The organism is Photobacterium frigidiphilum (assembly GCF_003025615.1).
Taxonomy (GTDB): domain Bacteria; phylum Pseudomonadota; class Gammaproteobacteria; order Enterobacterales; family Vibrionaceae; genus Photobacterium; species Photobacterium frigidiphilum.
Map to the genome: position 1 here is coordinate 56,165 of NZ_PYMJ01000023.1, position 25,803 is coordinate 81,967.

Genomic DNA, 25,803 nt, shown 5'->3' on the forward strand with positions numbered 1-25,803 from the left:
ATTAGGATAAGCAATCCGGCTGCTTAGGCTTTGTTGAAGCAATTCTACATTTTGAAGACATTAACAATGTTTCTTAATTTACAGCGCTAATACCTTCGTTTAAGTGTCTTCATCTGAATTAAAAGGATTAACCATCATGAAACAGTCAATATTAGCTATCGCAACCGTTGCTGTACTTTCTTTCAATGTTTCTGCTGCTAATGTAGCTGCCCAAGATCAAGTTAAAGAAGATATTAATTACGGGGATCCTACCGCATCTTTTTCAACTTTAGGTGTTAGTGCGTCTAAAGACCACACTCAGTTAAACGGCATGTATGGTGTTGACTCAAATATTTTTTCACTGGATCTTGGTGTGAAAAATAAAACGGATGACAAGGGTAAAGGCGGTGATGTGAACTACCGTGGTCGCTACTTCCATGTTACTGATGACCTTGGTTATTCTGTTGACGTGTTAGGAGGTGCAACACACTATGAAAGCGGAGATAAATCTACCTCTAATGCCGTCTTGGCAGGTTTAATCTATAAATTTCAGGTCACGAATAATATCAGTGTGTTCCCAATGGCAAGCCTTGGTTATACCCGTATTGATGCCGATACTCTGGGTATTGATACAAAAGAAACGGACACCTTATTTCAAGGTGGTCTATATGCAATGTATAGCTTTGATGATGGTCATTGGTTATATGTGAACCCTAAAGTAACTCACATGAGTAAAGCCAATACGAATCTTGCCCAAGTTGAAGCTGGTGGCGGTTTTATGGTTGCAGATAAAGTGAGTGTGGGTGCGAAAGTGGAATATACAGCTAAAAATACTAAGCTGAATATGGATAAAGATGACACAGTTGCGTGGCTACAAGCTAACTACTACTTCTAATCTTTATTAACAGATATAAAAGCCATGGGCATAATGAACCATCCTAGCCCATAACGTCCATGGGTAGGAAACGGAAAGTTTCTTATCCCTTAATATGATGCCAGTATAAAGTATCACTTTTTATCTCTCTGAGAATCCATGCTTCAAGGCTTGAGTGGATATCGATTCAGAGGCTAATTTCATAGTAGATTCTGACTTCACTGTTGGCCGCGACGTGATCTTTTGAGATGGTAAAGCTACTCGGTAGTTATCAGGCATTCGAATAAAAGGGCCTTGCAGTTCAACTTAAAACTGAACTTAGCTAATCAATATTTTAAAAATTATGACGATATTGTTGAGACAGTTTTACCGATTGGTATAACTCAGCGATCGATTCTATTCATACTTTTTAATATGATCCCCGTGAATACTAATGCTCTTTAATATATCTCTTGTAACTGTTTACATTTTGTAATAAATTGCACCCCCTCCCATTCGAACACTGTTCAAATATTGCAGTGATAATTATAATTATTTCACAACAGACTATTACGAAAATGAAAAACATAACGTTAGCCTTCATAATATCAACTAGCCTTTTACTCGTAGGATGTGGCGGCGGTGGCAGTGGTGACTCTGGTTCACCAACACCAATAAAGCCAACCATTACGGTGCCTACACCAAGTACAATACTAACCAAACAGTCGAGAGTTGCGCTGGAAGTAAACGACATCACAGCAACGTACAGCACCGATTTAGAACTCTATCCTGATATAAATAATCAAATGGGTTCACTCAGGTTTGAATTATTAAGTACACATTACAATGATATTGCTGATTTAGATCTTGCTACGAATAAGCTAACAATACTTAATGCCGGTGAATTAACATATAAAGTCACGGATACAAGTGATAACTACCAAACATCGACATCGACGTTTACTCTTAAAGTAAATAAAGCGATTTCACCAACCCCGCCGATTAAAAGCGTAGTGATAGATCAAAAAGATTTCACTCGCTTACTTACTGTTAGTAAACCGCGGGGAGATTTAAATATTGAAATGGAACCAGCATCTTCGTCATTACTCAGCCTTAGTGATGTTGGTGGTTTTAGCTTTGCTATTTCACCAAAAAACTCAGGTGTTGTTAGCGGATTTATTATTGATTCAGGTAATCGTAATTACTCTAGTTATAAAATCCCATTTAAAATAGATATAAAAGAAACAATCGCTGTCGATTTTAAAGACATACAACTTAAATACAGTATGCTAGCCCAGCCACAGTTACTGAGTAGTGGTGCTGAATATAGTTTTACTGTTAGTGATAGTAAAGTTGTTAGCATTGATGATGAAACAGGTGAGATCCAACCTCTCAATACAGGACATACCCTTGTTTCTGTATTCGTCACTTTTAAAGACTCACCTCAAATACCTGTTAGACAAACCTACTACATCACCGTTGAAAAAGGTGAACGAACAGAAAAATTCGATGCTAATTTCCCTAAAGAAATCCCGTATTCTGATAGCCTTCAACCACTTGCTATTAATACACAAAATCAACAAGGCAAGCTAACATACAAACTTATTTCAGGTGACAACGTATCAAGCTTTAATGAAAAAAATGGTACCTTCTCAGCATATAGGTTAGGGAATATTAAAGTTGAGGTTACAGATACGAGTGCTAAGTATGTTGATGCCACTACTTTAGTCGATTTCAATATTGTAAAAGCGCTACACCCTACACTAGCGAATGAATCCGCTAGCTATATCTACTCTAGCATCCCATACGCTCTAACGATTTCTGGTCAAATCGGAACGTTACAACTTAAAGCCATAGACCCAACGATTGTTGAAGTTGAATCAAACAAAATAAAAACATTAAAAGCTGGAACAACCATCGTTGAAGTGACCGATATATCTGAACTGTATCAGCCAGGCATTACAACACTAACCGTCAACATTGCCCATGCAGATCGAAATGATTTTAGTGTTAAACCGGTGAATCAAAAGTTTGCGGATGGGGATTCTATTCCATTCTCTACTTTATATACAAATGCTAACGAAACGGCTACGCCAACTGTGACAATAAAGGCCAACCCAAATAATACTATTTCGTTAGATCAAAGTAATGAAGCATTAACTGTGAATAAAGCAGGATCTGCATCATTGGAAATTTTTTGGCCGCAAGATAATCAATATAAAGAATCACAAAGAAAAATTGTCGATATTAATATCACACCAGCCGAGAATCGTTTAACGCTTGATAGTAACTATGTTGAGACGACGTATCAAATTGATACAAAAACAATTAACTCTCCCAATGTAAGCGGTAAGAAAGGTGAATTAAGCTACAAAATAAAAGATGGAAGCCAAACAGATGTCGTCACTGTCGATGCCAAAACAGGTCTGCTATCCGTCAATTATGCCGGAACAACAACGATTGAAATAACAGATAGTGGCAACGAAAACTTTGCCCAATCAAAATCAATATTCACCGTTATGGTGCATAAAGCGGTTGAAGAACTAACCGTTAAGTACCCAGCCACCGTTGCTTTAGGAGCCGATGTCTACTATAAACCAACTCTATCGCGCTCACTTTGGGACCTTAACTTCACTATCGACAACATTAATGTCGCTGAAGTGGTAAACAACAAAACAGGCTATATTAAACTGAAGAGGAGCGGTGGTTTTACAGTTTCTTATACTGGTAATACGAGAAATTACCAACAGGTCCGTGGGCGAATCTATATTACGGTAGAAAAAGAACCTCACCCAGGAATCACTGCTGAAAGCCTTGATATTTACTACTCTCCATTTGAAAAAGCGAATATCAACGTCACATCTGAGCGCTTTGGTACAAGAACATTTATACTAACAAGCTCGCCACAGTCTCGATTTGGCTATGATTTCAATACACTCTCAGGAGAAGTTTCTAATATCAAGGATTACCCTTCTAGTAGCAGTTTTTCTGTCGTAGAAAGTGAGAGTACAAAGTATGAAAAATCAACAGCAGAGCAGCTTGGCAAAGGGACAATCAGAGTTCATTCACCAAAATCAGGTGACTCTGATAAAGACTACCAATTAGCATTTTCAAGCAATACTCAATCACATATTATTGACAGTCGATTAAATAGTGATCGCTTTCAGAAGCTGCAGCAAAGCTCTTTCTCTTTAAAAGGATATAAAAGCCGCTATCTTGCAACTTCGAGCAATATCACCAAGTATGGCCAAGGATATTTTACAATTTTGAGTGTTAAGCCTATTGATAACGATGACCTTTTCGCGAGAAAGGCGGTAAAGGTCTTAGTCAGTCGCTTCGATGGTTGTGAATCCAACTACACTGACAGCGCATCATTAATACCAAACATGGCTATCAATTACGATACGGATGGACAGTTAGATTGTAAGATATCAGGTGAAAGTGCTAATTACTTTACGAAGATCACCTTACTTGACGATTCACTCTTAACATCAGGCAATTGGGAGCTGGTTGATCCGATTGTAATTACTCGTTCAGGAAAAATTGACTTTATCGACACACCGACGGGTGGTGCTTACCTTGATGAAGATAAAATGCGAGAAGACAAAGACGCATATTTTAAGTCAATTGGAATCGATGAACAAAGCGAGCCTCGCAAAGTATATGAATGGAATACAATCAATATGACATTCAGTAAATAACAGTAAAACCTTCGGGTTTTGTCGCAAACCGGAGTGCTGAGTTATGATATTAGCCAGCACTCTTTACTTTTATCATTATGACTTTTCAGTTTTGGTTCTGTCGCATCTAGATGGCTTTGTTGCATAAAAAATCCGGAATCATTAACTGATCCTTAACTAAACGATACTAAGCAATTTAACGATAATAGCTATCGTCGAACTAATCTTGCCAGCGTTTGAAGATCAAAGATGTATTGATACCGCCGAAAGCAAAGTTATTGCTCATAATATATTGGCAATTAATATTACGTCCTTCACCGCAAATATAATCTAATGCGCCACAACGTTCATCGCCGTTATCTTATGACAACCCCAACTTACAGCTTCTAGCTAGTTAATCGAGATGAGTCCCTACTCATTAATTAGCTATCGATCGTGGCACATTTTTACATCTCGATGAGTTTTGTGGGAGTAAATTTCAGTAGAGCAATTTAAGCATTTATATTTAAGATATTTATTCTTAACCGTTTTTTCTTTGAGTGTTTTGTGTATTTGATTAAAAACGGAACTCTCATGACAAAAAGGGCATTTTTCAATGATTTGCATAGATCCTACCGACTCACGAATAAAAGAATAACTCATACAGCTAAAGTATAATTAAATGGTAACTAATCCATTATGGGTGTGTTCGTTAATAATTTTGTGATGTCGTTCCCAGGATTCAATGTTGTCTCGCAATAGATAAACGATAATAGTGCGGGGTATGGCTATTGCGTAAAATTAGCAAAAAAAAGCCCTAATCTGACAAGCAGAATAGGGAAAATATTTCTATAAAAGAATTTATAGAAAATAACGTGTAGAAGATAACTTGTATGGTTTCATATTCCGTCAGTGGGGTTTGTGATATTGGTCCAATATTTGATAGTAAATAGAGTTTTAACTCTAAAGTTAATAGTTGAAATATGATTATCAAAGTAACCCGAATTGCTAGCCTAAGTGTTTTGATGCAGAGGTTTGGGCCCACAGTGAGGGGATGCGACTTAGAAAGTGACCTAGACAGCTGGACTCTGATACGTGTGATTGGCAGATTTGATCAAGATTGAACTCCTGCTATTAGTTGAAGAGCGTGCCCTAAGACCCGCTCTTCAATTTCTAGCACGACGTTCTCTTTTTAATTCTATTCTTGCCAGCGTTTGAAGATCAATGATGTATTGATACCACCGAACGCAAAGTTGTTGCTCATAATATATTGGCAATCAATATTACGCCCTTCGCCGCGAATATAATCCAATGCGCCACAACGTTCATCGACGTTATCAAGGTTCAATGTTGGGCTAAACCAGCCCGTGTTCATCATTTCTAAACTTAACCATGCTTCAATGGCACCACAGGCACCAAGAGTATGACCAAAATAGCTTTTTAATGAGCTAATCGGTGCTTTATCGCCGAAGATGTTGGCTGTTGCATTACTTTCTGCAATATCACCTTTTTCTGTCGCGGTACCGTGTGCAGAAACGTAGTCGATAGATTCTGGCGACAAATTCGCATTTTTTAACGCCATTTCCATACAAAGTTGCATGGTTTCTTGTTGTGGCTGAGTAACATGAGCCGCATCGCAGTTACTGGCGAAGCCAACCAGTTCTGCATAAATTTTGGCACCACGTGCAATAGCGTGTTCATATTCTTCTAGTACCAACGTACCAGCACCTTCACCAATCACTAAACCATCGCGATCGGTATCATAGGGGCGAGGGGTCGTTTTAGGGGCATCATTCTTAAGGCTAGTCGCGAACAAAGTATCAAAAACCGCCGACTCTGTTGGGCATAACTCTTCAGCGCCGCCAGCAATCATGACAGTTTGGTAACCGTGTTTAATCGCTTCATAGGCATAACCGATCGCTTGGCTGCCTGATGTACATGCGCTACTGGTTGGAATAACACGACCACGAAAGCCAAAGAATAAACCGACGTTAACCGCGGTTGTATGGGGCATCATTTGTACATACGTTGTTGCGGTGATGGCTCTGGTGCTCTTTTCATTTAGCATGACACCAAAGGCACCAATTGCTGGGGTGCTGCCTGTCGAAGAACCGTAAGCAATACCGGTTTCACCGTTGGTTAGCACATCGTTATCGAGTAACCCACTTTGTATTAGTGCATTCTCTGTCGCTAAGGTTGAGAGTTTGGATACTCGACCCATCGAACGGATTTTCTTACGGGTGTAATGCTTCGGCAGTGAAAAGCCGTGAATAGGCGCGGCTAGCTTTGTATTTAAGCCATCATATTGTTCATAATCGACCATATATTGGGTCGCATTCTCACAAGCTCGCAATTTAGGCTCGATGGCCTGCCAGTCATTTCCTAAAGCGGTTACGCCAGACATGCCGGTTACAACAACGCGACGGATCATATTAATCCTCCATTTACCGAAATTACTTGGCGAGTCACATACGCCGCGATATCAGACATTAAGTAGCTAACAAGGCCCGCTACTTCTTCAGGTTCGCCCATGCGACGTAATGGTACTTGTGGCAACGCATGTTCTTTAACATGTTCATCAACCATGCCAGTATCGATTAAGCCGGGTGCGACACAGTTCACTGTGATTTTTCGCTTAGCAAGCTCTAGTGCTAATGATTTGGTTGCACCAATTACGCCTGCTTTTGCTGCGCTATAGTTGGTTTGACCACGGTTACCTATAATGCCAGAAACAGAGGCTAATGTAATAATGCGGCCACCTTTGCGTTTCTGTACCATTGGCATAACGCAAGGGTGAAGTACGTTATAAAAGCTGTCGAGATTAGTATGAATAACGCCATCCCATTCTTCTTCTGTCATCGCTGGGAATGCGGTATCACGGGTAATGCCGGCGTTACTGACGACGCCATAGTAAGCGCCATACTCAGCAATGTCGGCTTCAAGTTGTTCACGGCATTGAGCGCGATCACTGATATCAAATTGAATGATACGACCCGAACCGCCAGCGTGCTGAATATCACTTAATGTTGATTCTGCGCCAGACTTGTCGCTCATGTAATGTACTACGACAGTAAAGCCGTCTTTGGCAAGCTGTGTAGCAACAGCACGTCCAATACCTTTGCTCGCGCCTGTTACTAATACCTGTCGGGTCATGAAGGATTCCTATTTTCTTGAGAGTTACCGATCATTTGATCTAATTTTTCTGGTGATGGTACAAATGCATTTAATTGACTCGTGGCTAAAACGGCCCCTTGGTGTTCAATGCGGCAGATGAAAACTGCCATCCCATTATTTTCCATTAGGCGCTCGGCATGAATATCGAGTACGTCGCCCTCATTAAAGGCACTGCATTCTGCTTGGTAGCGGCGACAACCGAGTAAAAAACCAATGGGTGAAGGTTTGCCTTGTTTCCAAGCGTGATAACCCGACCAACCAGCCACAGATTGAGCCATAAACTCAATGCCGACATGCCCAGGAATGCTTCGGGTTTCAGAGTCGAAAAAAATACAACTTTCGTTGATATTCACCCTGCAATGAACATGTTCTTCACCCACGTCGATGAGCTCATCAACCAGCACCATAGGTGTGTCATGAGGAATAAGTTGATGTAGATGTGGAATATTAGTCATGTGTGTACCCAAATATCAGGCTGATGTTATTGCCACCAAAGGCAAATGAATTACTTAAAATCGCGGGCTGAACAAGCTTCGTATTCAGTTCAACTAACGTAATAGGTGCAAGGCTGTCTGCTATTTTACCATCATTTATTTGTGCAGGAAGATCAATGCCGTAATGCAATATGTGCCAACAAATAGCCGCTTCTACAGCACTGGCTGCCCCTAAAGTATGACCGGTAAAAGGTTTCGTTGAGCTCACTGGCGTTTTTGCACCAAAGACACGATGAATCGCCTTCGCTTCCATCTCGTCATTTAACGGGGTTGCTGTACCGTGGGCATTGATGTAGCCAATGTCTTCTGGGGCTAGCCCTGCATCATCCAGTGCTTTGCGCATTGCTTCTTCTGCCCCATTCCCTTCTGGGTGTGGCGCCGAGATGTGGTGGGCGTCAGAGCTATCCCCAACACCTAACAAAGCGATCTGCTGTTTGGCGTTAGATCTACTTGAATCAGCTTGATTTGGATGCAATGCAGCAGGTTTTGGTGCTAATGCTAACAGCATGAATGCGGCCGCTTCACCAATATTAATGCCATTACGGTTTTTGCTAAAAGGGTTACATAAGGTGTTTGAAAGTGCGTCTAAACCGTGGAAACCATTTAAGGTTAGCTGACAAAGAGAATCGACTCCACCGACGATAACAGCATCAACAATACCCATTTTTAATAATCGTTTCGCTGTCAGAAAAACCCTACCGCTTGAAGAACAAGCCGTTGAAATGGTATAGGTTGGCCCTTCTAGCCCGAAATAATCAGCAACAAACTCAGCTGGGTTGCCAATTTCTTGTTGGTAGTAATGATAATCAGCAGGAAAAGTACCGTTATTCATTTGCTGGCTTAGGGCTTGCTCGCCATCTGAAATGCCAGAAGTGCTGGTGCCAATGATGACGGCTAGACGTTCTTTACCATATTGGCTAATCGCATGTTCAATCGGGGCTGTGATTTGCTGTAAGGCTGATAGTGCAAGGCGATTATTAAATGTGTCTTGTTGTTGGCAACGTGCTGGTACAGCGGATAACGGGTCGTGTATTTTACCGACAACCGTGTCAGAGCCATCATTCAACAAGCCTGTTACGGGCAGCATATCGGGTGAAGCCCCTTGCTGCAGGCGTGAATGTATTTCTTCTGCATTTTTGCCTAGCGCAGAATGAAACCCACAGCCATGAATATACACGGGCGTACTTTTACTGTCTTTTTTCGTGGTGTTCGACATATTAATCGTCATCGCCTTTCTTATTATTCTTGGTTGTAATCTAACGTTTTAATGGTGATTGTGTAGCCAAGTTGATGGTTGATAAAGGTAATATCACCATCAAGGTGTTGTGATGACTGATAGTTTATATCAGCGACAACAATACCCTTATTATCAATGAGCTGGCGGTGCTGTGCTGTTTCTATTAGTTGCCATCCCACATCGTTTAATGGCTTATGCCATGCATCTAACGGCCATAGAGTCAGCATTAAGTTAAACAATACTTGCTCAGGCTTGGGCAGCGTATCCCCTAACCCTGATAAGACACTGGCTTCAATCGTCTGGTTTTCATAGGTTAAGCTCAGAATACGAGATCCCCACGATGAAAAGCCAGCCAGTGCCAGCTTCTGACTATCGACTTGCAGTTGCACGGGTAGCTGGTGGGTTTGTTCTGCCCACTGTGCGGTGATCAATTGGCTTGCGGTTAATGAATACCCTAATTGGGCTGCTGTCGGTAATGTGACCAAGGTATCGGGTGCAATAGTAACTTGATTGGCTTGTTGTTCTGGCTTCATCGCACAACCGCTGAAGGTGAATACCAATATGGCTAACGCTAATGGTTTGAGTGGCATTTTCTGCATTATTGGTCGCTGGATTATGGGGAACATCATTCATTCGCCTCATTGTGTCGAGTATTATTAGTCTGCTTATCGTGAACCGACATGGATTGAACCGACATAGATAAAGGGGCAAGTAACCATGCCACGATAATGCCGGTAAGTACTGTAATGCCAAAACTGTGTATCGCTTGGGTCGCACTCAAGGCCAATAAGCCAAATGACAATAGTGTCGTGGCTGCTGATAGGCTGATTGCCAGAAATGTACTTTGGGTCGAAACCGATTCCGAGTTGCCTTCAGCGTTATCATCAATAGCATGATCCTGCTCAGCAAAGAATAGGGTGTAATCTATGCCTATCCCCAAAATTAATATTAGCGCGAGCAAGTTAAATAAGTTTAACGGTACGCCAGTAATTGTTGTGACGGCTATGCCTACACAGCCAGCAATAACAGGCGGTAAAATAAGTAAAATCCCCTTTTTCATGCCATAGCGCCACGTAAGCAATGCCCAAATTGCCAATGTTGCACCAATCAGTAATTCTGTCACTCGTACTCGGTATTCACCAAAGAGTAACGAGACCTCATCCGCTTTATTAAGGTAACTGATATTAAGGTGCTGAGTTGCAAACTGTTGAATGATTTTAGGTTGATGCACATCGCTCAACATAATGATGGCAGATTGCATGCCTTGTAACTTACCCAGCCACATAAAGCGCAATGGGTCAGCAACGGGGGACGCCAGAAAGTCATCAATAGTTAGGGGGGTAAATGTTTGTTCAAATGCTACAGGTGCATTGAGTTTTAACTGCTGTGTTAATGCATCGCCTTGCTGCTGATAAAGCTGTTTTACTAAGGCGAAATTATCGCGTTGAGTCTTTTCAGACGGCAGGTACTGGCTAATGCTTTGGTATCCACCCAATGCACCTTGCTGTTGGTACGTATCAAGCTGCTGAGTCACTTGTTGTAACTGATTTAGCAGATCTTGTTCGTCGGCTGCTTTTACTAACAACATTTGCTGGCTACTGCTTACGCCTGTGATTGATTTAATCGTTGCTTCTTGTTGTTTCAAATCAGACGGCAATGCTTGTAGTTGGCGAATATCATCGTTGTAATCGGCATGATACATGCCCATCAGAGCTACGATGAATATGATGGAAGGGAAAGCAACACGAATAACCGGTTTTTGCCATAAATTTAGCCATGCTGTCATTGTATGCATGAACGGTAAGGCGTTGCGTTGTTGGCTGGGTTTACGCGCTAAAATTGGATACCAGCATACGACTGTCGCATAAGCCGCGGTTAAGCCAATGGCAGAGAATAAAGATAATTGCTGCAAGCCAGGGAAAGGTGCGATAAGCATCCCAAGGTAGCCAATCAAACTGGTAATAAGTCCTAGAGTGATAGCTGCAAAAATATGCTGTAAGCCTTGTTGTGCATTCCACGTTTTGCCTGCAGCTAAACGGTCTGTAAGAAAATGAAAGGCATAATCGATAGACACCCCAATTAAGCTGGCACCGAATACCAAGCTGAACAAATGGACTTTACCGAAAATAGCGACGGTTAATACAAATGCCGACAGTAACCCACAGCTAATAGACAGCAAGGCGAGAGCAATCGGTAAAGGACTGCGATATACCGCTAATAGCAAGACGATAACGCCAAGTAGTGAACCTAGCCCTATAGTACTTATTTCACTTTTAGCGCTTTCAGTGCCGTGTGCCGCATAGAAGATTACCCCTGTGTGCAGTACGTCCACATTATATTGTTGGCGAATACTATTTTCTAACGTGGTGAGTGCTGGCAGCTGGCGTTGTAGGCTTAAGCTATAGGCTGAATCTGATAAATCGGCAGTAATTAATATGTAATCTTTGCCTTGATAATCTGTTGTTAAAAAGCCATCGGTTAATTGAAAGTTGCCTGATTGCTTCGTTAGCTGAGAAAGAAAATCACGAAAGAGCAGAAACGGATCACTGCGCAGTTCATTGCCTGTTACCCCTGAAAATGGGTTATACAGAGCTTGAAGAACCTGCTGATTTTGCAGCTCAGGGGTATGTTGTAAGCGTGCTTGTTGTTCTGGCGTCAGTAGTTGAAAGCGTTTAGGGAAATATAACTCACCCCAAGCTTGTTGTACGTTCTGACTGATTCTACCTGTGACTTTGCTGAATAGCCCCACCGTTGCTAGTTCTGTTGATAATTGCTCAGAAGCCGCTAATAACACTTGTTTATCTTGGCCTCCGATCAGAAAGATAACTTTATCGCTCATGCTATTCGCGACCTGATCAAAGGCCTCTTGTGCGATAGGATCTTGCCGATTTTCCGGTAGCAATGCCAGAATGTTGGTTTCTATTGGTGACTGGTTACGCACGGTCAATTGATACCCTAAGGCACCAATAAAAACCAGAGTGATGAATAACCAAGCAAAGGCAAGTTTAGAATTGGAAGGCACGTTGTTCTTCTACAGTCAGTTCAGCAGGGGCTGTACGTTGGTTGGAAAATGTAATGTCAGTCACATCGCCACGAATTTCGGTTAACGTTAAATGGTTAATGAACGTATCGCCATTGATCGTGATTGTCTTAAAGACAGCATTCAAAGGAGCAGCTTTAGGCGTAAGCATTAACTGCCATTGTTCTTCGTTATCTGGCTGTTGGCTTAGTGCGAGCTCGAATTGTTCGGTTAATTGGCTCGTATCCCCTTTAAATAATGACAGGAATACGTGGCTAAAATAGAACACCATCGGGTTCTCGCTGGCAGAAACCACTTGTGCGTCTTGATCGCCAAATTGCTGGCTTAACTTGTCTTTGGTTAGCACTAAGGCAACGGGAAAAGGGGTGGTTTGCTGCCACAGTAATCCTTGCTTTTCTGCTAATAGAAATTGCCCTTGCGAGGTTAATGGTGCATTGAACATTTCCATTTTTCGAATTTGTTCAAAGTCGCCACGAACAATCGGGTGATTCGATAATTTCTCTTGCAGATCAGGCAATGTAATCGCGTTTGATGAAAAGCTGATAAGCCCTGCACATAGGCTTAACCCAAGAGTGACGTTGCGTAATAAACGCTTGGCTGTTGTTCGTGGGGGGTGAATGTCGCCACTAACGATATTATTTTGTGCCAGCATGCCATGTCTCCACTTTATCGGTGAATGCTTTAGGCGAAACAAAACACATTTCACCATCTTCAATACCAACAGCAACTTGCATGGTATGTGCTTTAGTCATGCGTACCCCTGATTCTGCATCGTAAATAACGTAATCAACCCGAAGGCGATTTTCCCATTCAGTTAACGTTGCAGTAATGCGGATTTGATGATTAAACGGGATAGGTTTAACGTACTTAACCCGTGTATCAATGATTGGCCACATGTAACCAGAGGCCATCATGTCATGGTAACTGTATGCAATTTTTTCCATCAAAATACGACGAGCTTCTTCAAAGTATCGGAAGTAGTTACCGTGATAAACCACGCCCATAGGATCAGCATCCTGGAAAGATGTCACCATAATGACGTCGGCATCTAGAATACGGTGTTGTTCTGTCATTTAAAAAAGCTCCGTGTTTGATCATGCATCAATGATGGTGGAAATCAGTAAAGATCCCAACGCTGTTGTTGGATCATCTCGATGAAATGACGCAGATCCCCTTCTAGCGGACGATCTTCAATGACAAAGTCGAAATCATTAAGCACAGCTTTTGTCATGGATTTCAGTGCGGGACTGAAGTGATTCTCGTCGAGTTCATTATGGCGCTTGCGGATTTCTAATGCTTGCGTTGCTGCTAACAGCGAAGCCGCCGTCACTTGTTCGGTTAATTGCAATACACGTAAACAGTCACGAGAAGAAATAGTGCCCATGCTGACTTTATCTTGGTTATGACATTCAGTAGAACGTGAGAACACACTGGCAGGCATGGTGTTTTTCAATGCTTCGGCTGTCCATGCCGAAATACCAATTTGCACCGCTTTGAAGCCGTGATTAATCGGCTTACGCTCGCCTTCTGCACCGGTTAGATTAAACGGTAATCCATTATTGAATTTGTAATCCATCAACTGCGCCATTTGACGATCCAATAGATCGGCAATATTGGCAACGGCGGTTTTTAAGGTGTCCATTGCCATCGCGATATGACCGCCATAGAAGTGACCGCCATGTAGAACTCGCTCGTTTTCACCATCGATGATTGGATTATCATTGGCGCTATTCAGCTCATTTTCGATCATCTGGCGTAACCACGGTAGGGTGTCTTGCAATACCCCGATTACGTGTGGTGCACAACGCAGCGAATAACGATCTTGTAGACGATCACTGTTGCGGGGTGGTGTATCTGCTTGAAGATCTGAACGTAACCAGCTCGCAATTTCTTGCTGACCTGGGTGCGGTTTTACCGCAAATAATGCTTCATCGAAATGGAAGTCATTACCATGCATGCCCAAAGATACCATCGCTGTAATACGGGTTGCTAACTGAGCAAGGTATTCGGCACGTTTGTATGCAATACAAGCTAATGCTGTCATTACTGAGGTGCCGTTCATCAAGGCTAGGCCTTCTTTAGGCTTTAGCTTGATAGGTGTAATACCTAATTCGGCAAATACGTCTGCGGTTGGTCGAATCTCACCTTTGTAGATAACCTCTCGCTCGCCAATTAATACCGCAGCAACATATGATAGCGGCGTTAAATCGCCACTTGCACCGACAGAACCTTCTTGAGGAATACGAGGCGAAATATCGTGGTTAATTAACGTTACAAGCTGATTAAGCAGATCATGACTCACGCCAGAAAAGCCTTGAGACAAAGAACATAAACGCGTCGCTAATACTGCACGGGCTTGCTGGTGGTCAAGGTTCTCGCCTAAGCCACAGCCGTGAAAACGGGTTAAGTGGAGTGGTAACTCATCAACAAGGTTGGGTGGAATCGCGACAGTGCATGAATCACCATAGCCTGTTGTTACACCATAAATAACCCCTTCTTCTTTCAAAAGGCGCTCTAGAAAGGCAACACTACGATCGATTTTCGCGGTGTATTCAGGCGTACTGTTCATGGAGGCTGGTGCGCCATTGGCGATAGACATAACATCTTCGATGGTGAGACGTTCTGCGCCAAATGTAATAGGTTGCTGAGTATTATTTGTCATTATCTTTTCCACTTAACTGCCAGAAATTAAAGAAGTTGTACCATTGTAGTGGTGCTTTCATCGTGTAATGTTCTAAACGATTTGCATATTGATTGACCACTTGGGTAAGGGCTTCTTCACGTTGACCTCTGGGCAATTTGATTTGTTCGCTAAAAGGTTCAAAGTAGACATCAAAGTGCGGTGTCTTTTGATTATCATCCCTAAGTCCAAATAAGAGGTAAACCGGTGCTTTTAGCACGGCAGCCAACATGAAAGGACCTTGAGGGAATGGCGCTGGTTGACCAAGAAAATTAGCCCAAACAACACGTTGCTCTTTGGTAACAGAGGTGCGATCGCCAACAATGACAATCCACTCTCCTTGTTCAATTTTTTGCTGCAGTAAAATGGCGGTATCTGGCCCAAGCGTACTCACTTGAATAAGGTTGAGATCAGACTTTGGATTAACAGCCTTCATTACGGCATTAAAGCGTTCAGCATGTTCGGTGAAAACTAATGCGTTAATCTTTATATGCGTATGGCGACGGCTTAATGCACGGCAAAGTTCTAGATTGCCTAAATGGGATCCGATAATTACCACGCCACGCTGCTGTTCAACAATGCCGTCAAAATGCTCTTGACCATATATGGTTAGGTTTTTTTCAGAAACGTCGCCGCGCCATGCTGCAAGTTTATCCAGCATGGTATGGCCAAAAGACAATAAATGGTTATAACTACTGATCTTGGCGGGCAATGTTATATTTTGCTGCTGGGCGTACTTACTTAGCTGGTTAAGGTATTCTTCTGATGCCTTGCGTGCTTTTTTGCCCGTCAGGTAGTAATACGCTATTACTGCTTTTAATAATAAATTAAAGGCTGTACGTCCTAATAATGCATATACCGCTAGCAATGCTTTAATACCAATGATCGTGCCGCGCTCAGTGTGCGATGACCAATGTTGTTGTTGGCTGGGTTTGCGTTTTAATAGCTTAGGAATTCGTGGCAACATGCCAAAGAATAAACGGGTATGCATGGCGCTGATTTTCACGTTATCCCACAATGCATCGAAGTGAGATATTCCGCCTTCTGGATAAATCACTTTGGTATCGATAAAGCGAATATCACAATCATCCCAATACATGCGAACCATAATTTCGGTATCGAAAGCCATGCGTTTACCAAGGCGATTTCGTTCTAAAATATTGATAGTACGACCAATGGGATAAGAGCGAAAACCGCACATACTGTCTTTAATGGTGAATGAAAGTGTTTCAATCCATACCCATATATGTGTGGCATAACGGCCGTATAAGCGCGATTTAGGTACCGATTCGTCATATACCGGCTGACCAGAAATTAGCGCTGTCAGGTGTGTTTGCGATTCCGTAATCAGTTTGGGTAACGCGTCTAAATTATGCTGCCCGTCTGCATCTATTTGAATCGCATGGCTGAAACATTGTTTATACGCTTGATAGATTCCTGCGGTAACAGCGCCGCCTTTTCCTAGATTCTTTGATAGCGTGATAATCGTGACGTTGTCACGCTTAGATTGCTCGCTCAAGATTCTTTGTGTGCTTGCTTTGCTACCATCATCAACTACGATAATAGGGAAGCCATAAGGTGCAAGTGAGTCAATAACAGCAGGTACGGTTTCACCGTGGTTATAACAAGGAATAAGAAAACAAGGATGGAAGGTCGTCATTACTTATTACCTAATTTAATACGACCAGAAGAGTGCGTGCCTTTGTCTGATGTATAAATAAAGTGTAATTTCTGTTTTTCATCTGACCATGTTAACGATAGTTTGAGAATACTATCGGGTAAAATAGGTTCTTGAAACTTCACTACTTCCATCCCACCAAAAAGAGGGTTGGCATGAAGTAATGTGTGACCATAATGCATAGCCCAGTCGATTTGCGTAACACCTGGCAGTAAAGGGTGAGATGAAAAGTGACCTTGAAAGTCCAATATATCAGCATCAACTTTTAGCGTGAGTACAACGCTATTGTCTGATATGTGTTGTGCAATAATGGTTGGCTTACGTTTTATCATTATGATCTTATCTACCGTGTTGATTTAATCGATGAACAATTGTTCTAAGTCTCGTACTAAGCGTTTGCCTTGGCTATTTAGCGGTATTTCATCAACGGCTCGGTAGCGACGGGGCACACCAACGGGTTCGACTGATTGTCGCAAGGCTTGCCGTAATGTTAGCCAGAACTTTCCTTTGCCTAAGTCATCAATGGTTTTCTTACCATTTTCAGACAATGTAATCACTGCAGCTAGAATTAATCGGTTGGTTTCTTCTAATGGCAATACAGCCGCTTCATCAATCCAATCTAATTCGCATAAGCGCCGTTCAACTTCGGTTAATGAAATACGCTTTTCTTCTATTTTCACAATGCGATCGGCTCGCCCTTTTAGCATAAAGGTACGCTCACTTAAGCATGCGCACTGATCGCTGGTTTGATACCAATTGTTAGGGTCGATAAAAGGTGATAATAAGCGTAAGCAGCCTTCAGCGTTTAGAATCATATTGATAGCAGGGAATAGTAACCAAGGCGTCGTGGTATCTTGCTGTTGTCGATAACCAATTCCACCGGTTTCAGTGCTGCCAAAGACTTCAAAGGGGAGTTGTTTAAACAAGTTCTGGCTGTGTTGTGCAGCATCCAATGACAAAGGCCCACCGGACGAGAAAATGGCACGATAAGGTTTAGATTCATGCTCTTCAGTTAATCGTTTTAACAACGCTGGGCTACTAATTAGCGTGGTGTCTTGGTTTGCGTGTGCAATGACTTGTTCTGGGTAAATAACATTTAAACGCTCAAATGCACGTCCCGCACATAATGGCCATAAAACACGAAATAATAAGCCGTAGATATGCTGGTGTGAAACGGTGCTTGTAATGATTGAGTTTGAAAGTTTTTCACCCCAAACCGCGTCAAGTTGTTCAATTTCAGCATCGAGTAACGCAAGCGTTTTGTTAATTGCTTTGGGTGTGCCACTCGAGCCTGAAGTAAATAACGTTAAACAAATAGTATTAAGAAGTAATGGTATAAATGTGGGGCTATTTGTTGTTTGAGAGTCACTCATCGCACTGAGCGATGCTGCATCTACGATGAATAGCTCAATGTCTGTGGCAGTAAGGTGATCGACCACGCCATCATGTAAGACGGCATCAAAGTGTGGTGCTAGTTCAGCTAAAGCGGCTGGCTGGTAGTTACCCGGTAAGATGATGTGGCGATTAGCGTGTGCGGCAGCCATAAAGGCGACCGCAAAAAAATAGCTATCGTCAAAGCAAATAGCCCAACGTTGGTGTTTACTGGCGGTAAGTTGCTGGGTTAATGCATTTACATCTGAGCGGAATTGTGACCATAATACGTTACAGGAGGCCGTACGGTTAGATGCCGTGTTTTCAGAATCAGTGCAATTTAATGGAGCGATAACTACTGGTTGCGTATCGGGCCAAGGTTGAACCATCAAGTTAGTCAGTGATTTTAAGGTCATAACGACTTCTGTTTCTTTCATGGTGCTTATTGTTCCTGCTTTCTTTTAACCCACTGACGAACAAACCACTCACCAATAAACAAGCTACCAGCAAATAAGTAGCTGATGAGTCCGTTATACAAGGTCCAGATTTCTAGCGTCATAAAGCACGTCGTTAATGCGATTGAACCGTTGATGATAAAAAAAACACACCATACTTTGGTTACTGTACGGGTATAACGTATACCACTCTCGGGTAACTCTGGTTCTTGTAAGCGAGCAAACCGTTCAATCAGTGTTTGCTTTTGCCATAAACTGGCACTGAACAAACCTAGCATTAAGCTATTAACGATAACGGGATAGAAGGTAAACCATCCTTCCTGCTTAAACAGGCTGCCAAGTAAAGCCAGCACGATACCAGCGCCACCACTAAGCCAAGCAATGTATTTTAGTTCGGGTAAGCGAGTTTGATTTCCTGCAATGATCCGCAGCAAAAATAGCACCACTAGCAATCCAGCAACGACACCGAGCCCCCAACGACTAAGCCCGTAGTAAACGGCTAATGGATAGGCTAACAGTGCAATTGCTGACAGTATTGTCAGCCAGCGCATTATTCTGCTTTTAGTAGTTCAACGACAGCATCTACGATGTCGTCAACGGTGCGAACTGCTTTAAATTCGTCAGGTTTGATTTTTTTACCCGTTAAATTTTGTAGATGAACAACAAGGTCAACGGCATCAATGCTGTCTAAATCAAGCTCTTGATAAAGTTGAGCTTCAGGTTTGATGTCATCAGCATCAAGTTCAAATAGTTCAACCAATGCATCGCGCACTTGGTTGAAAACTTCGTTACGGTTTACTTCTGTCATAATGTATACGCTTTTTCTGTGCCTATAAATATTGGCATTACTTATGGCTAGGTATGATGTTTAGTTACGCTTTATTCTTTGAAATATAACCCGCAAGGTTAGCAACTGATGAAAAATGATCGCGTGTATTAGTATCATCTGCATCGATAACAATGTTGTATTTTTTCTTAATGGCTAAGCCAAGTTCTAATGCATCAATTGAATCGAGCCCTAAACCGTCACCAAAAAGAGGTGCATCCGTTTCGATATCATCAACCGTGATGTCTTCAAGGTTAAGCGCTTCAATGATGAGTTCTTTTAATTCGGTTTGTAATTGTTCCACTGGGGCCTACTTATTCTATTAGAGTGCTTATTATTGCTCTGAAGGTGGAAAAAGCATCGTAGCAAGGTGGCGGTTAACATGCCTTGCTGCCGATGTTGCTGAATCCGCCTCACAGATAAAAGGTGTAACTGCTATCTTACCTTTCACTTCAATACGAAAAAAGGGTTTAGTATTGGGTACTTGGTACCATTTCTTCTGTTTTGTCAAAAAACTGGGCGTAACCGTGATATGAATGACGCGTAAGTCGGTTTCTGTTCTGACTGCAATTTGTGCTGCTCCACGTTGAAGTTTAGATGTTTTGTTTGGTGTCGTACGTGTACCTTCAGGAAACACGAGTAATACGTTCCCACTTTCTAAGCGCTGATTGCAGTCTTCAATTAAGCTTTCAGGATCTCGATTGGGTATATATCCCGCAGCTTTTACAATGCCTTTTATAAACGGGTTATGCCAAATACTGGCTTTAACTAAACAATCGCATTGTGGTATGCACGAGGCAATAAGAACGTAATCGATCAGACTTGGGTGATTGGCAACAATTAAGCAATTACGATCTTGCTGCAGTGTTTCTACGCCAGTAAATTTGTAATCTATAGCGCCGAAAAAACGCATTGTTCGACAAAAAAAAGCAAAGGACTGCTGAATAATCGACTGTACACGCATTTCGCGTTGATGCTGATTGTTAGTCGATATTGTTATGATCGGAAAAGCGATGAAGGTAAGGCAAAGTGCCCCTAAACCAAAAATAGAAAAACACAGACCAGTAGCAAATACTCGCCACAATTTGTTGATTTTTTGTTTGACTGTGAGAGGTCGAGATTCCATCGTTTTAACGCTTCCAATGCCATAGAGTGCGAGGTGCAGCAATCGTCCATTCTTGTCTATCACTTATTAAATTAGCGATTACATTCAGTGTTTGCGGGTATTGCTGTTTCGATTCGTGCACGTCTTTATTCTTGAGTCCAGCTTCCCAGGCTAACTGATAGCCATCTCCACTCGAAAGGATCATCCCCAAGGCATAGCCGTGATATTTGGGTGTATTCAGTTCAGGTGAATCGAATTCTTGATAGGGGACGGGGAGAGGCTCATCGAAATCAACCACCAACACTTTATGTTCAGGGTTATCGCTTAAGTAAGCCGCACTTTCAATTAAAGCGGCATGAAGTGTATTCTCGCAAGCACCTATTGAGGTAACCGGAATCGCCTGTTTTGTCGCGATCGTGTATAAACCAGCAGCCGTATTATGTACTGATTGAGAGAACGCAATCGGCGAGGCATCTTCGCCAACTAAGATATCTTGCATCAACTTTACTGTTCTTGTTAGTTCGCCGTGGCGGCTGGCAAAAACGATATAGTCAACGTTATGACCTTCCGTTAGTGCAAGTGCTGTTTGCATTGCCAGTTTACTTAAAGTACTCATTCGGCGACGCATCATCGGCGGTATCAAATGATGAGGTACAGGCGTTAGTGGCTCTGGCCACTGCTTTTGATTGCTAGCCCATTCTTGCCACGCATTAAGATCCGACAACCCCGGAGATAGCGCGATAAAATTAATTATACTGAAATGTACACTGTTCATTTTTGGTATTGTATACTCGTTGGCTTGTTAGTTCTATCAGAAATATTTATGATTTCATCATTAGTGGTTCTTTGTGTGAATCCATTATTGTGATTATTTACTCATTTACAATACAAAAACACCAATAAGTGCCCATTTATTATTAAAAAAAAGGAGAAACGATGAAACTATTCAAAGGTCTGACCATTGCCGTAATATTATTGGTGGTTTCAGGTTGTGGACGAGTACAGCCAATCCATAATGTAGAGAATACTCCAGTTGCTTATAACCTTCAAATTTCTCAGGTAAAACAAGCGATTATCGAATCTGGAACGAACCGTGGTTGGATAATGACTGAAACTAAACCCGGAACTATGCGTGGTGAATATTCTACGCGATCTCATGATGCAGTCATTGATGTGGAATACAGCAATAAAACCTACTCAATTAACTATGTTAGTTCAAAAAACCTTAATTATAACGACGGTGAAATACACCGTAACTATAACCGTTGGGTAAATAACTTAGATGTAGATATTAAGAAAAAGCTGGCTATGCTAGCGCTTTAATTATTAAAATCATTTAAGGGCTTATATCGTAATAGCTACGTCACATTATATTCATTTGATTGATTATGATATGACATGTTGATTGTGGAATTCAAAAAAGCGTCATTTTTTTGTCCTTGAACAACATATTATTATGATAATTTACTCAAACTACGCATTTTACCTTTCGCTTTCATATTGGATTTATCTGTGACTTTATATCAAAACGACCCATTTAATGCACTTGATGCAAAAACAGAAGCTCAAAAATTGGCTTTTGCTCCTATCGTTTTTCATACCGCAAGAACATTACGTGATTTAGGTATTCTTACTGCATTAGATCAAGCGGGTAAGCAAGGGCTCAATGCGGTAGATATTGCAGCAAAAACAAATGTGAGTGAGTATGGCGTAAAGGTCTTACTTGATATGGCATTAAGTGCGCATATTGTTACTTGGGATAAACCTAACTATGTTTTGGCGAATCTAGGCTATTTCTTGGCTAATGATGGAATGACTCGCGCCAATATGGATTTCACGGCGGATGTTTGTTACGCCGCAATGATGCATTTGACGGAAGCGATAGAAGAGGGCACACCAGCTGGTCTGAAAGAGCTGGGTGATTGGACAACCATCTACGAAGGTTTGTCTCAGTTGCCAGAAAAAGCGAAAGAAAGCTGGTTTAATTTCGACCACTTTTATTCTGACCGTTCTTTCCCTGTGTTACTCGAACGTGTATTTGCCGATAAACCCAAGCGATTATTTGATATTGGCGGCAATACGGGAAAGTGGGCATTGCAATGCTGTAATCATAATCCTGATGTTGAAGTGACTATTATTGATTTGCCTCAGCAGATTGAAATGGCATTAAAAAATGCCGATGAAAATGGTTTTGCTGAGCGCATTAAAGGTTATCCAACTAACATGTTGGATGCTTCTAATTCATTGCCAACGGGCGCTGATGTGTGGTGGATGAGCCAGTTCTTAGACTGCTTTTCACCGATGGAAATACTCAGTATTCTACGTCGTGTACGTGCTGCAATGTCTGATGATGCGACTGTCTATATTCTTGAGTTATTCTGGGATTCGCAACGCTATGATGCCGCTGCATACAGTTTGAATGCCACCTCGTTGTATTTCACATGCCTTGCGAATGGTAACAGCCGTTTCTATCGAAGTGATGATTTTCTAGAAATTGTTAAAGAGGCGGGCTTTGTGGTCGCGACACGTACCGACGATATTGGTCTTGGTCATACTTTATTAGAATTAAAAGCGGGTTAATTCTAGGGGCTGTGAAAAGTTAATGCCATTGCTATCGGCAGATCTTTTTTCAGCCAGACCTTATACCAACCTAAATAAGTTATTACCATTTATCCAGATTGGTATTACTTACTCAAATTTGGCAAGTTGGTATTTGCCACTTGGAATGAAACAGTACTTGAATTTGCGGCTTCAAATAATGGCGTCGCTTGTTCTAACCAATTTACAATGCGCTTTTGATTATCAGGGAATGCGTTTGTCATTGCTTGGGCATGATTACAAGAATCTAATCGCCAGAAATCTTTGTTACCAGATAGCTGTTGAAAAATTTCTTCACCTGACGCGATGGGTACAATATTGTCTGATTCACAGTGAATAACGAGTGATTGCATTTCAGGTAAGGTCGCTACGATTTCTTTAGCTGCGTAATTGTCACGCATTACAATATGTGCCACCCATGAATACAATTCGCCAAACATCCCTTTATCTAATACAAATTTGGCTTCATCAACATAACTTGTAAACGATGAATCAATAATGATGCCATCAAGGTCAATTGGATTATCGGCTAGTGCCCGCAAAAATATATTTCCGCCAGTAGACGTAGCAACAGTGAAGGTGGGTAGCTGAGTATTTGTTTGTAATTCTTCTATGTGTTTCAAAATACTTATCGCGTCTAAATAAGCAGATTTGTCGCCAACACTGCCTGTTGAATGACCAAAGCCGGAATAGTCAAACACCATCACATCGTATCCGTGTTTCGCGAGCCAATCGACTTTTTCTTGTGTTTGCTCCATGTGTCCGCTATTGCCATGGAAGTGCACAACAAAACCTCGATGCTGAATACCCTCTTCTGCTGGTATCCATAAATGGGCAATACGATTACCAGACTCTGACTCTATCCAGCGAATATCTGGATTAAGGTTTTGTGCTTTAGATGGCGCGAAAAAGGCAGTGTTTGCACATCCTTGAGTAAAAAATAAGATAACTATCAAACCCATAATGTTTTTCATTACCACCTCCCCGATTTTGTTATTTGTACGGAAGAAAGTAGAAAATGGATCATACCAATCTCATCTCATTATTTTTATGATCTTGAGTGATGATTCAAAATAGTATTCATTCATTAAATGTTAGTACTGAAGGGGAATCATCATGAAGAGAATGCAGATACTTTGGTATAATTCTCATAATAGAAATTACAATGATCTATGAGCAAAAGAAAAGACGGGCTGTTATAACAAAATAGCCTTATTTATAGCTCACTGCCTTTTTTGAGGGTTTACCGTTTGAGTTCAAAACAGCGTACGCAAGTTGCAATTATTGGTGCAGGCCCTTCTGGCTCGGTTGCCGCAGCATTACTTCACCAAAAAGGGATTGATGTGGTGGTGCTTGAAAAAAGCCTTTTTCCACGTTTTTCAATTGGTGAAAGCCTGCTACCTGCCTGTATGGAAGTGATAGAAAAAGCGAATATGTTATCAGCGGTAGAACGTGCCAATTTTCAATTTAAAGATGGTGCGGCTTTTCACCGTAATGGCAAATATACCTGTTTTAATTTTACGGACAAATTTACCGAAGGTGCAGGCACTACGTTTCAAGTACAGCGGGCAAACTTTGATAAAGTGCTTGCCGATGAAGCAGTTGAGCAAGGTGTTGAAATTCGTTATCAACATACATTAATGAATATTGATATTGCGGGTGAGTACTCAGTACTAACTGTAAATGATGAACACGATAAGAGTTATGAATTAGAGGCCGATTTCGTATTGGATGCGAGTGGTTTTGGGCGGGTGCTTCCACGTTTATTAGCATTAGAAGAACCATCATGTTTACCGACACGAAGAGCGCTATTTACGCATATAGTCGACAATATCGATACATCAGCACCAGAAAACCCCGATTATGATCGCAATAAAATTTTAATATCGGTTCATCCAGCTAATCCGGATGTTTGGTATTGGTTAATTCCATTTAGTAATGGAACGTGTTCGTTTGGCATCGTCGCAGAGCCTGCATTTTTTGCTGATTATTCAGAAGATAATATAGCGGCAATTAAACAACTTACGAGCGAAGAACCAAGATTATGTCAATTATTAACCAAGGCTGAGTACCCTAACCCTGCGGGTGAAATTGGCGGTTATTCTGCAAATGTAAAAACCTTATGCAGCGATAAATTTGCGCTGTTAGGCAATGCTGGTGAATTTTTAGATCCTGTGTTTTCTTCTGGTGTCACCATTGCGATGAAATCATCTGAAATTGCGACAGATTTATTGATTCGGCAATTTAATGGCGAATCGGTGGATTGGCAGAAAGAGTATGCCGATACATTAATGAAAGGGGTTAATACCTTTAGGGCTTATGTTGAAGGTTGGTATTCTGGTGAGCTGCAAGATGTGATTTTTCATGAAAATCCCGATCATAAAATCAAGCAGATGATTTGTTCTATTTTGGCGGGATACGCATGGGATACGACCAATCCATTTGTTGCTCAACCTGAACGTCGGTTGCGTATGATTGCTGAAATTTGCCGAGATACGAGAAACTAGTGGCTCAGTAACTTGGGTATATCATTAATACGGCTGTTTTTATCAAATAGTCGTATTTTTTTGCTATTAAGTAAGTGAGTTAACACAATTATTTCTCATTGCATTGATCGATGGGAATATTGCATTTTTGCGATTCACTACGTATGT

General features: G+C 41.6%; 23 protein-coding genes and 1 pseudogene. 5 read left to right on the forward strand and 19 right to left on the reverse strand.

Translation table 11 applies throughout. The annotated features are described in order from the left end of the window. The first annotated feature begins 136 nt into the window (after positions 1-136). Positions 137-874 (forward strand): outer membrane beta-barrel protein, encoded by a 738-nt coding sequence (locus tag C9J12_RS19435; protein ID WP_107244222.1) that lies wholly within the window; start codon positions 137-139, stop codon positions 872-874. 536 nt (positions 875-1,410) lie between these two features. After that, entirely contained in the window at positions 1,411-4,533 is a 3,123-nt protein-coding gene (locus C9J12_RS19440) for a hypothetical protein (protein WP_107244223.1), read from the forward strand. 199 nt (positions 4,534-4,732) lie between these two features. Here C9J12_RS19440 and C9J12_RS31205 read toward each other — a convergent pair. The 18 genes and pseudogenes from C9J12_RS31205 to C9J12_RS19530 all read right to left on the reverse strand — a co-directional run. Further along, a pseudogene (locus C9J12_RS31205) lies at positions 4,733-4,873 on the reverse strand (beta-ketoacyl-ACP synthase); the annotation flags it as partial. A gap of 816 nt (positions 4,874-5,689) precedes the next feature. After that, the gene (locus tag C9J12_RS19450; protein ID WP_107244224.1) at positions 5,690-6,922 is read right to left on the reverse strand and encodes a beta-ketoacyl-ACP synthase; all 1,233 of its coding nucleotides are present in this window, start codon (positions 6,920-6,922) and stop codon (positions 5,690-5,692) included. Beyond that, complete coding sequence (locus C9J12_RS19455) at positions 6,919-7,644, reverse strand: 3-ketoacyl-ACP reductase FabG2 (protein WP_107244225.1); 726 nt, start codon at positions 7,642-7,644, stop codon at positions 6,919-6,921. The genes C9J12_RS19450 and C9J12_RS19455 overlap by 4 nt, the downstream gene beginning before the upstream one ends. Then, positions 7,641-8,120 (reverse strand): hotdog family protein, encoded by a 480-nt coding sequence (locus C9J12_RS19460; protein ID WP_107244226.1) that lies wholly within the window; start codon positions 8,118-8,120, stop codon positions 7,641-7,643. Before C9J12_RS19460 ends, C9J12_RS19455 begins: the two co-directional genes overlap by 4 nt. Beyond that, the gene (locus C9J12_RS19465) at positions 8,113-9,387 is read right to left on the reverse strand and encodes a beta-ketoacyl-[acyl-carrier-protein] synthase family protein (RefSeq protein WP_107244227.1); all 1,275 of its coding nucleotides are present in this window, start codon (positions 9,385-9,387) and stop codon (positions 8,113-8,115) included. The genes C9J12_RS19460 and C9J12_RS19465 overlap by 8 nt, the downstream gene beginning before the upstream one ends. Before the next feature lie 11 nt (positions 9,388-9,398). Continuing rightward, a complete protein-coding gene (locus tag C9J12_RS19470; protein ID WP_107244228.1) occupies positions 9,399-10,025 on the reverse strand; it encodes a DUF3261 domain-containing protein in 627 nt (208 codons plus the stop codon). Then, positions 10,022-12,418, reverse strand: a complete 2,397-nt coding sequence (locus tag C9J12_RS19475) for an MMPL family transporter (RefSeq protein WP_107244229.1) — start codon at positions 12,416-12,418, stop codon at positions 10,022-10,024. Before C9J12_RS19475 ends, C9J12_RS19470 begins: the two co-directional genes overlap by 4 nt. Next, positions 12,402-13,088 (reverse strand): LolA family protein, encoded by a 687-nt coding sequence (locus tag C9J12_RS19480; RefSeq protein WP_107244230.1) that lies wholly within the window; start codon positions 13,086-13,088, stop codon positions 12,402-12,404. The genes C9J12_RS19475 and C9J12_RS19480 overlap by 17 nt, the downstream gene beginning before the upstream one ends. After that, positions 13,072-13,509, reverse strand: a complete 438-nt coding sequence (locus tag C9J12_RS19485; RefSeq protein WP_011220210.1) for an acyl-CoA thioesterase — start codon at positions 13,507-13,509, stop codon at positions 13,072-13,074. The genes C9J12_RS19480 and C9J12_RS19485 overlap by 17 nt, the downstream gene beginning before the upstream one ends. Positions 13,510-13,553: 44 nt before the next feature. After that, the gene (locus C9J12_RS19490) at positions 13,554-15,098 is read right to left on the reverse strand and encodes an HAL/PAL/TAL family ammonia-lyase (protein WP_107244231.1); all 1,545 of its coding nucleotides are present in this window, start codon (positions 15,096-15,098) and stop codon (positions 13,554-13,556) included. Continuing rightward, positions 15,088-16,776 carry a glycosyltransferase family 2 protein gene (locus tag C9J12_RS19495; RefSeq protein WP_107244232.1) on the reverse strand — a complete coding sequence of 563 codons (1,689 nt, stop codon included), beginning with the start codon at positions 16,774-16,776 and terminating at the stop codon, positions 15,088-15,090. The genes C9J12_RS19490 and C9J12_RS19495 overlap by 11 nt, the downstream gene beginning before the upstream one ends. Beyond that, positions 16,776-17,126 carry an ApeI family dehydratase gene (locus C9J12_RS19500; protein WP_107244233.1) on the reverse strand — a complete coding sequence of 117 codons (351 nt, stop codon included), beginning with the start codon at positions 17,124-17,126 and terminating at the stop codon, positions 16,776-16,778. The genes C9J12_RS19495 and C9J12_RS19500 overlap by 1 nt, the downstream gene beginning before the upstream one ends. A 24-nt stretch (positions 17,127-17,150) precedes the next feature. Then, positions 17,151-18,581: an AMP-binding protein gene (locus C9J12_RS19505; protein ID WP_407675693.1), complete on the reverse strand. Its 1,431-nt coding sequence runs from the start codon at positions 18,579-18,581 to the stop codon at positions 17,151-17,153. 26 nt (positions 18,582-18,607) lie between these two features. Beyond that, entirely contained in the window at positions 18,608-19,171 is a 564-nt protein-coding gene (locus C9J12_RS19510; RefSeq protein ID WP_107244235.1) for a COG4648 family protein, read from the reverse strand. Next, complete coding sequence (locus tag C9J12_RS19515) at positions 19,171-19,428, reverse strand: acyl carrier protein (protein ID WP_107244236.1); 258 nt, start codon at positions 19,426-19,428, stop codon at positions 19,171-19,173. The genes C9J12_RS19510 and C9J12_RS19515 overlap by 1 nt, the downstream gene beginning before the upstream one ends. A 64-nt stretch (positions 19,429-19,492) precedes the next feature. Then, positions 19,493-19,750, reverse strand: coding sequence for a phosphopantetheine-binding protein (locus C9J12_RS19520; RefSeq protein WP_011220216.1), 258 nt, complete (start codon positions 19,748-19,750; stop codon positions 19,493-19,495). Positions 19,751-19,780: 30 nt separating this feature from the next. Continuing rightward, complete coding sequence (locus C9J12_RS19525) at positions 19,781-20,572, reverse strand: lysophospholipid acyltransferase family protein (RefSeq protein WP_107244237.1); 792 nt, start codon at positions 20,570-20,572, stop codon at positions 19,781-19,783. Between the two features lie 4 nt (positions 20,573-20,576). Next, positions 20,577-21,326 (reverse strand): beta-ketoacyl synthase chain length factor, encoded by a 750-nt coding sequence (locus C9J12_RS19530; RefSeq protein WP_107244238.1) that lies wholly within the window; start codon positions 21,324-21,326, stop codon positions 20,577-20,579. Between the two features lie 161 nt (positions 21,327-21,487). Between C9J12_RS19530 and C9J12_RS19535 the strand changes: the two genes are divergently transcribed. Beyond that, the gene (locus tag C9J12_RS19535) at positions 21,488-21,874 is read left to right on the forward strand and encodes a hypothetical protein (protein WP_107244239.1); all 387 of its coding nucleotides are present in this window, start codon (positions 21,488-21,490) and stop codon (positions 21,872-21,874) included. Between the two features lie 189 nt (positions 21,875-22,063). Continuing rightward, positions 22,064-23,131: a methyltransferase gene (locus C9J12_RS19540; protein ID WP_041394871.1), complete on the forward strand. Its 1,068-nt coding sequence runs from the start codon at positions 22,064-22,066 to the stop codon at positions 23,129-23,131. 104 nt (positions 23,132-23,235) lie between these two features. On the opposite strand, the gene C9J12_RS19545 is transcribed toward C9J12_RS19540, so the two are convergent. Further along, positions 23,236-24,123 (reverse strand): alpha/beta hydrolase, encoded by an 888-nt coding sequence (locus C9J12_RS19545; protein WP_227876416.1) that lies wholly within the window; start codon positions 24,121-24,123, stop codon positions 23,236-23,238. A gap of 276 nt (positions 24,124-24,399) precedes the next feature. On the opposite strand from C9J12_RS19545, the gene C9J12_RS19550 reads away from it, so the two are divergent. Then, the gene (locus tag C9J12_RS19550; protein WP_107244240.1) at positions 24,400-25,656 is read left to right on the forward strand and encodes an NAD(P)/FAD-dependent oxidoreductase; all 1,257 of its coding nucleotides are present in this window, start codon (positions 24,400-24,402) and stop codon (positions 25,654-25,656) included. The last annotated feature ends 147 nt before the right edge of the window (positions 25,657-25,803 follow it).

Bases quoted from the DNA above. Each gene is read 5' to 3' on its own strand.
- C9J12_RS19435 (WP_107244222.1), top strand. From the start codon at position 137: ATGAAACAGTCAATATTAGCTATCGCAACCGTTGCTGTACTTTCTTTC.
- C9J12_RS19440 (WP_107244223.1), top strand. From the start codon at position 1,411: ATGAAAAACATAACGTTAGCCTTCATAATATCAACTAGCCTTTTACTC.
- C9J12_RS19450 (WP_107244224.1), bottom strand. From the start codon at position 6,922: ATGATCCGTCGCGTTGTTGTAACCGGCATGTCTGGCGTAACCGCTTTA.
- C9J12_RS19455 (WP_107244225.1), bottom strand. From the start codon at position 7,644: ATGACCCGACAGGTATTAGTAACAGGCGCGAGCAAAGGTATTGGACGT.
- C9J12_RS19460 (WP_107244226.1), bottom strand. From the start codon at position 8,120: ATGACTAATATTCCACATCTACATCAACTTATTCCTCATGACACACCT.
- C9J12_RS19465 (WP_107244227.1), bottom strand. From the start codon at position 9,387: ATGACGATTAATATGTCGAACACCACGAAAAAAGACAGTAAAAGTACG.
- C9J12_RS19470 (WP_107244228.1), bottom strand. From the start codon at position 10,025: ATGATGTTCCCCATAATCCAGCGACCAATAATGCAGAAAATGCCACTC.
- C9J12_RS19480 (WP_107244230.1), bottom strand. From the start codon at position 13,088: ATGCTGGCACAAAATAATATCGTTAGTGGCGACATTCACCCCCCACGA.
- C9J12_RS19485 (WP_011220210.1), bottom strand. From the start codon at position 13,509: ATGACAGAACAACACCGTATTCTAGATGCCGACGTCATTATGGTGACA.
- C9J12_RS19490 (WP_107244231.1), bottom strand. From the start codon at position 15,098: ATGACAAATAATACTCAGCAACCTATTACATTTGGCGCAGAACGTCTC.
- C9J12_RS19495 (WP_107244232.1), bottom strand. From the start codon at position 16,776: ATGACGACCTTCCATCCTTGTTTTCTTATTCCTTGTTATAACCACGGT.
- C9J12_RS19500 (WP_107244233.1), bottom strand. From the start codon at position 17,126: ATGATAAAACGTAAGCCAACCATTATTGCACAACACATATCAGACAAT.
- C9J12_RS19505 (WP_407675693.1), bottom strand. From the start codon at position 18,581: ATGACCTTAAAATCACTGACTAACTTGATGGTTCAACCTTGGCCCGAT.
- C9J12_RS19510 (WP_107244235.1), bottom strand. From the start codon at position 19,171: ATGCGCTGGCTGACAATACTGTCAGCAATTGCACTGTTAGCCTATCCA.
- C9J12_RS19515 (WP_107244236.1), bottom strand. From the start codon at position 19,428: ATGACAGAAGTAAACCGTAACGAAGTTTTCAACCAAGTGCGCGATGCA.
- C9J12_RS19525 (WP_107244237.1), bottom strand. From the start codon at position 20,572: ATGGAATCTCGACCTCTCACAGTCAAACAAAAAATCAACAAATTGTGG.
- C9J12_RS19530 (WP_107244238.1), bottom strand. From the start codon at position 21,326: ATGAACAGTGTACATTTCAGTATAATTAATTTTATCGCGCTATCTCCG.
- C9J12_RS19535 (WP_107244239.1), top strand. From the start codon at position 21,488: ATGAAACTATTCAAAGGTCTGACCATTGCCGTAATATTATTGGTGGTT.
- C9J12_RS19545 (WP_227876416.1), bottom strand. From the start codon at position 24,123: ATGAAAAACATTATGGGTTTGATAGTTATCTTATTTTTTACTCAAGGA.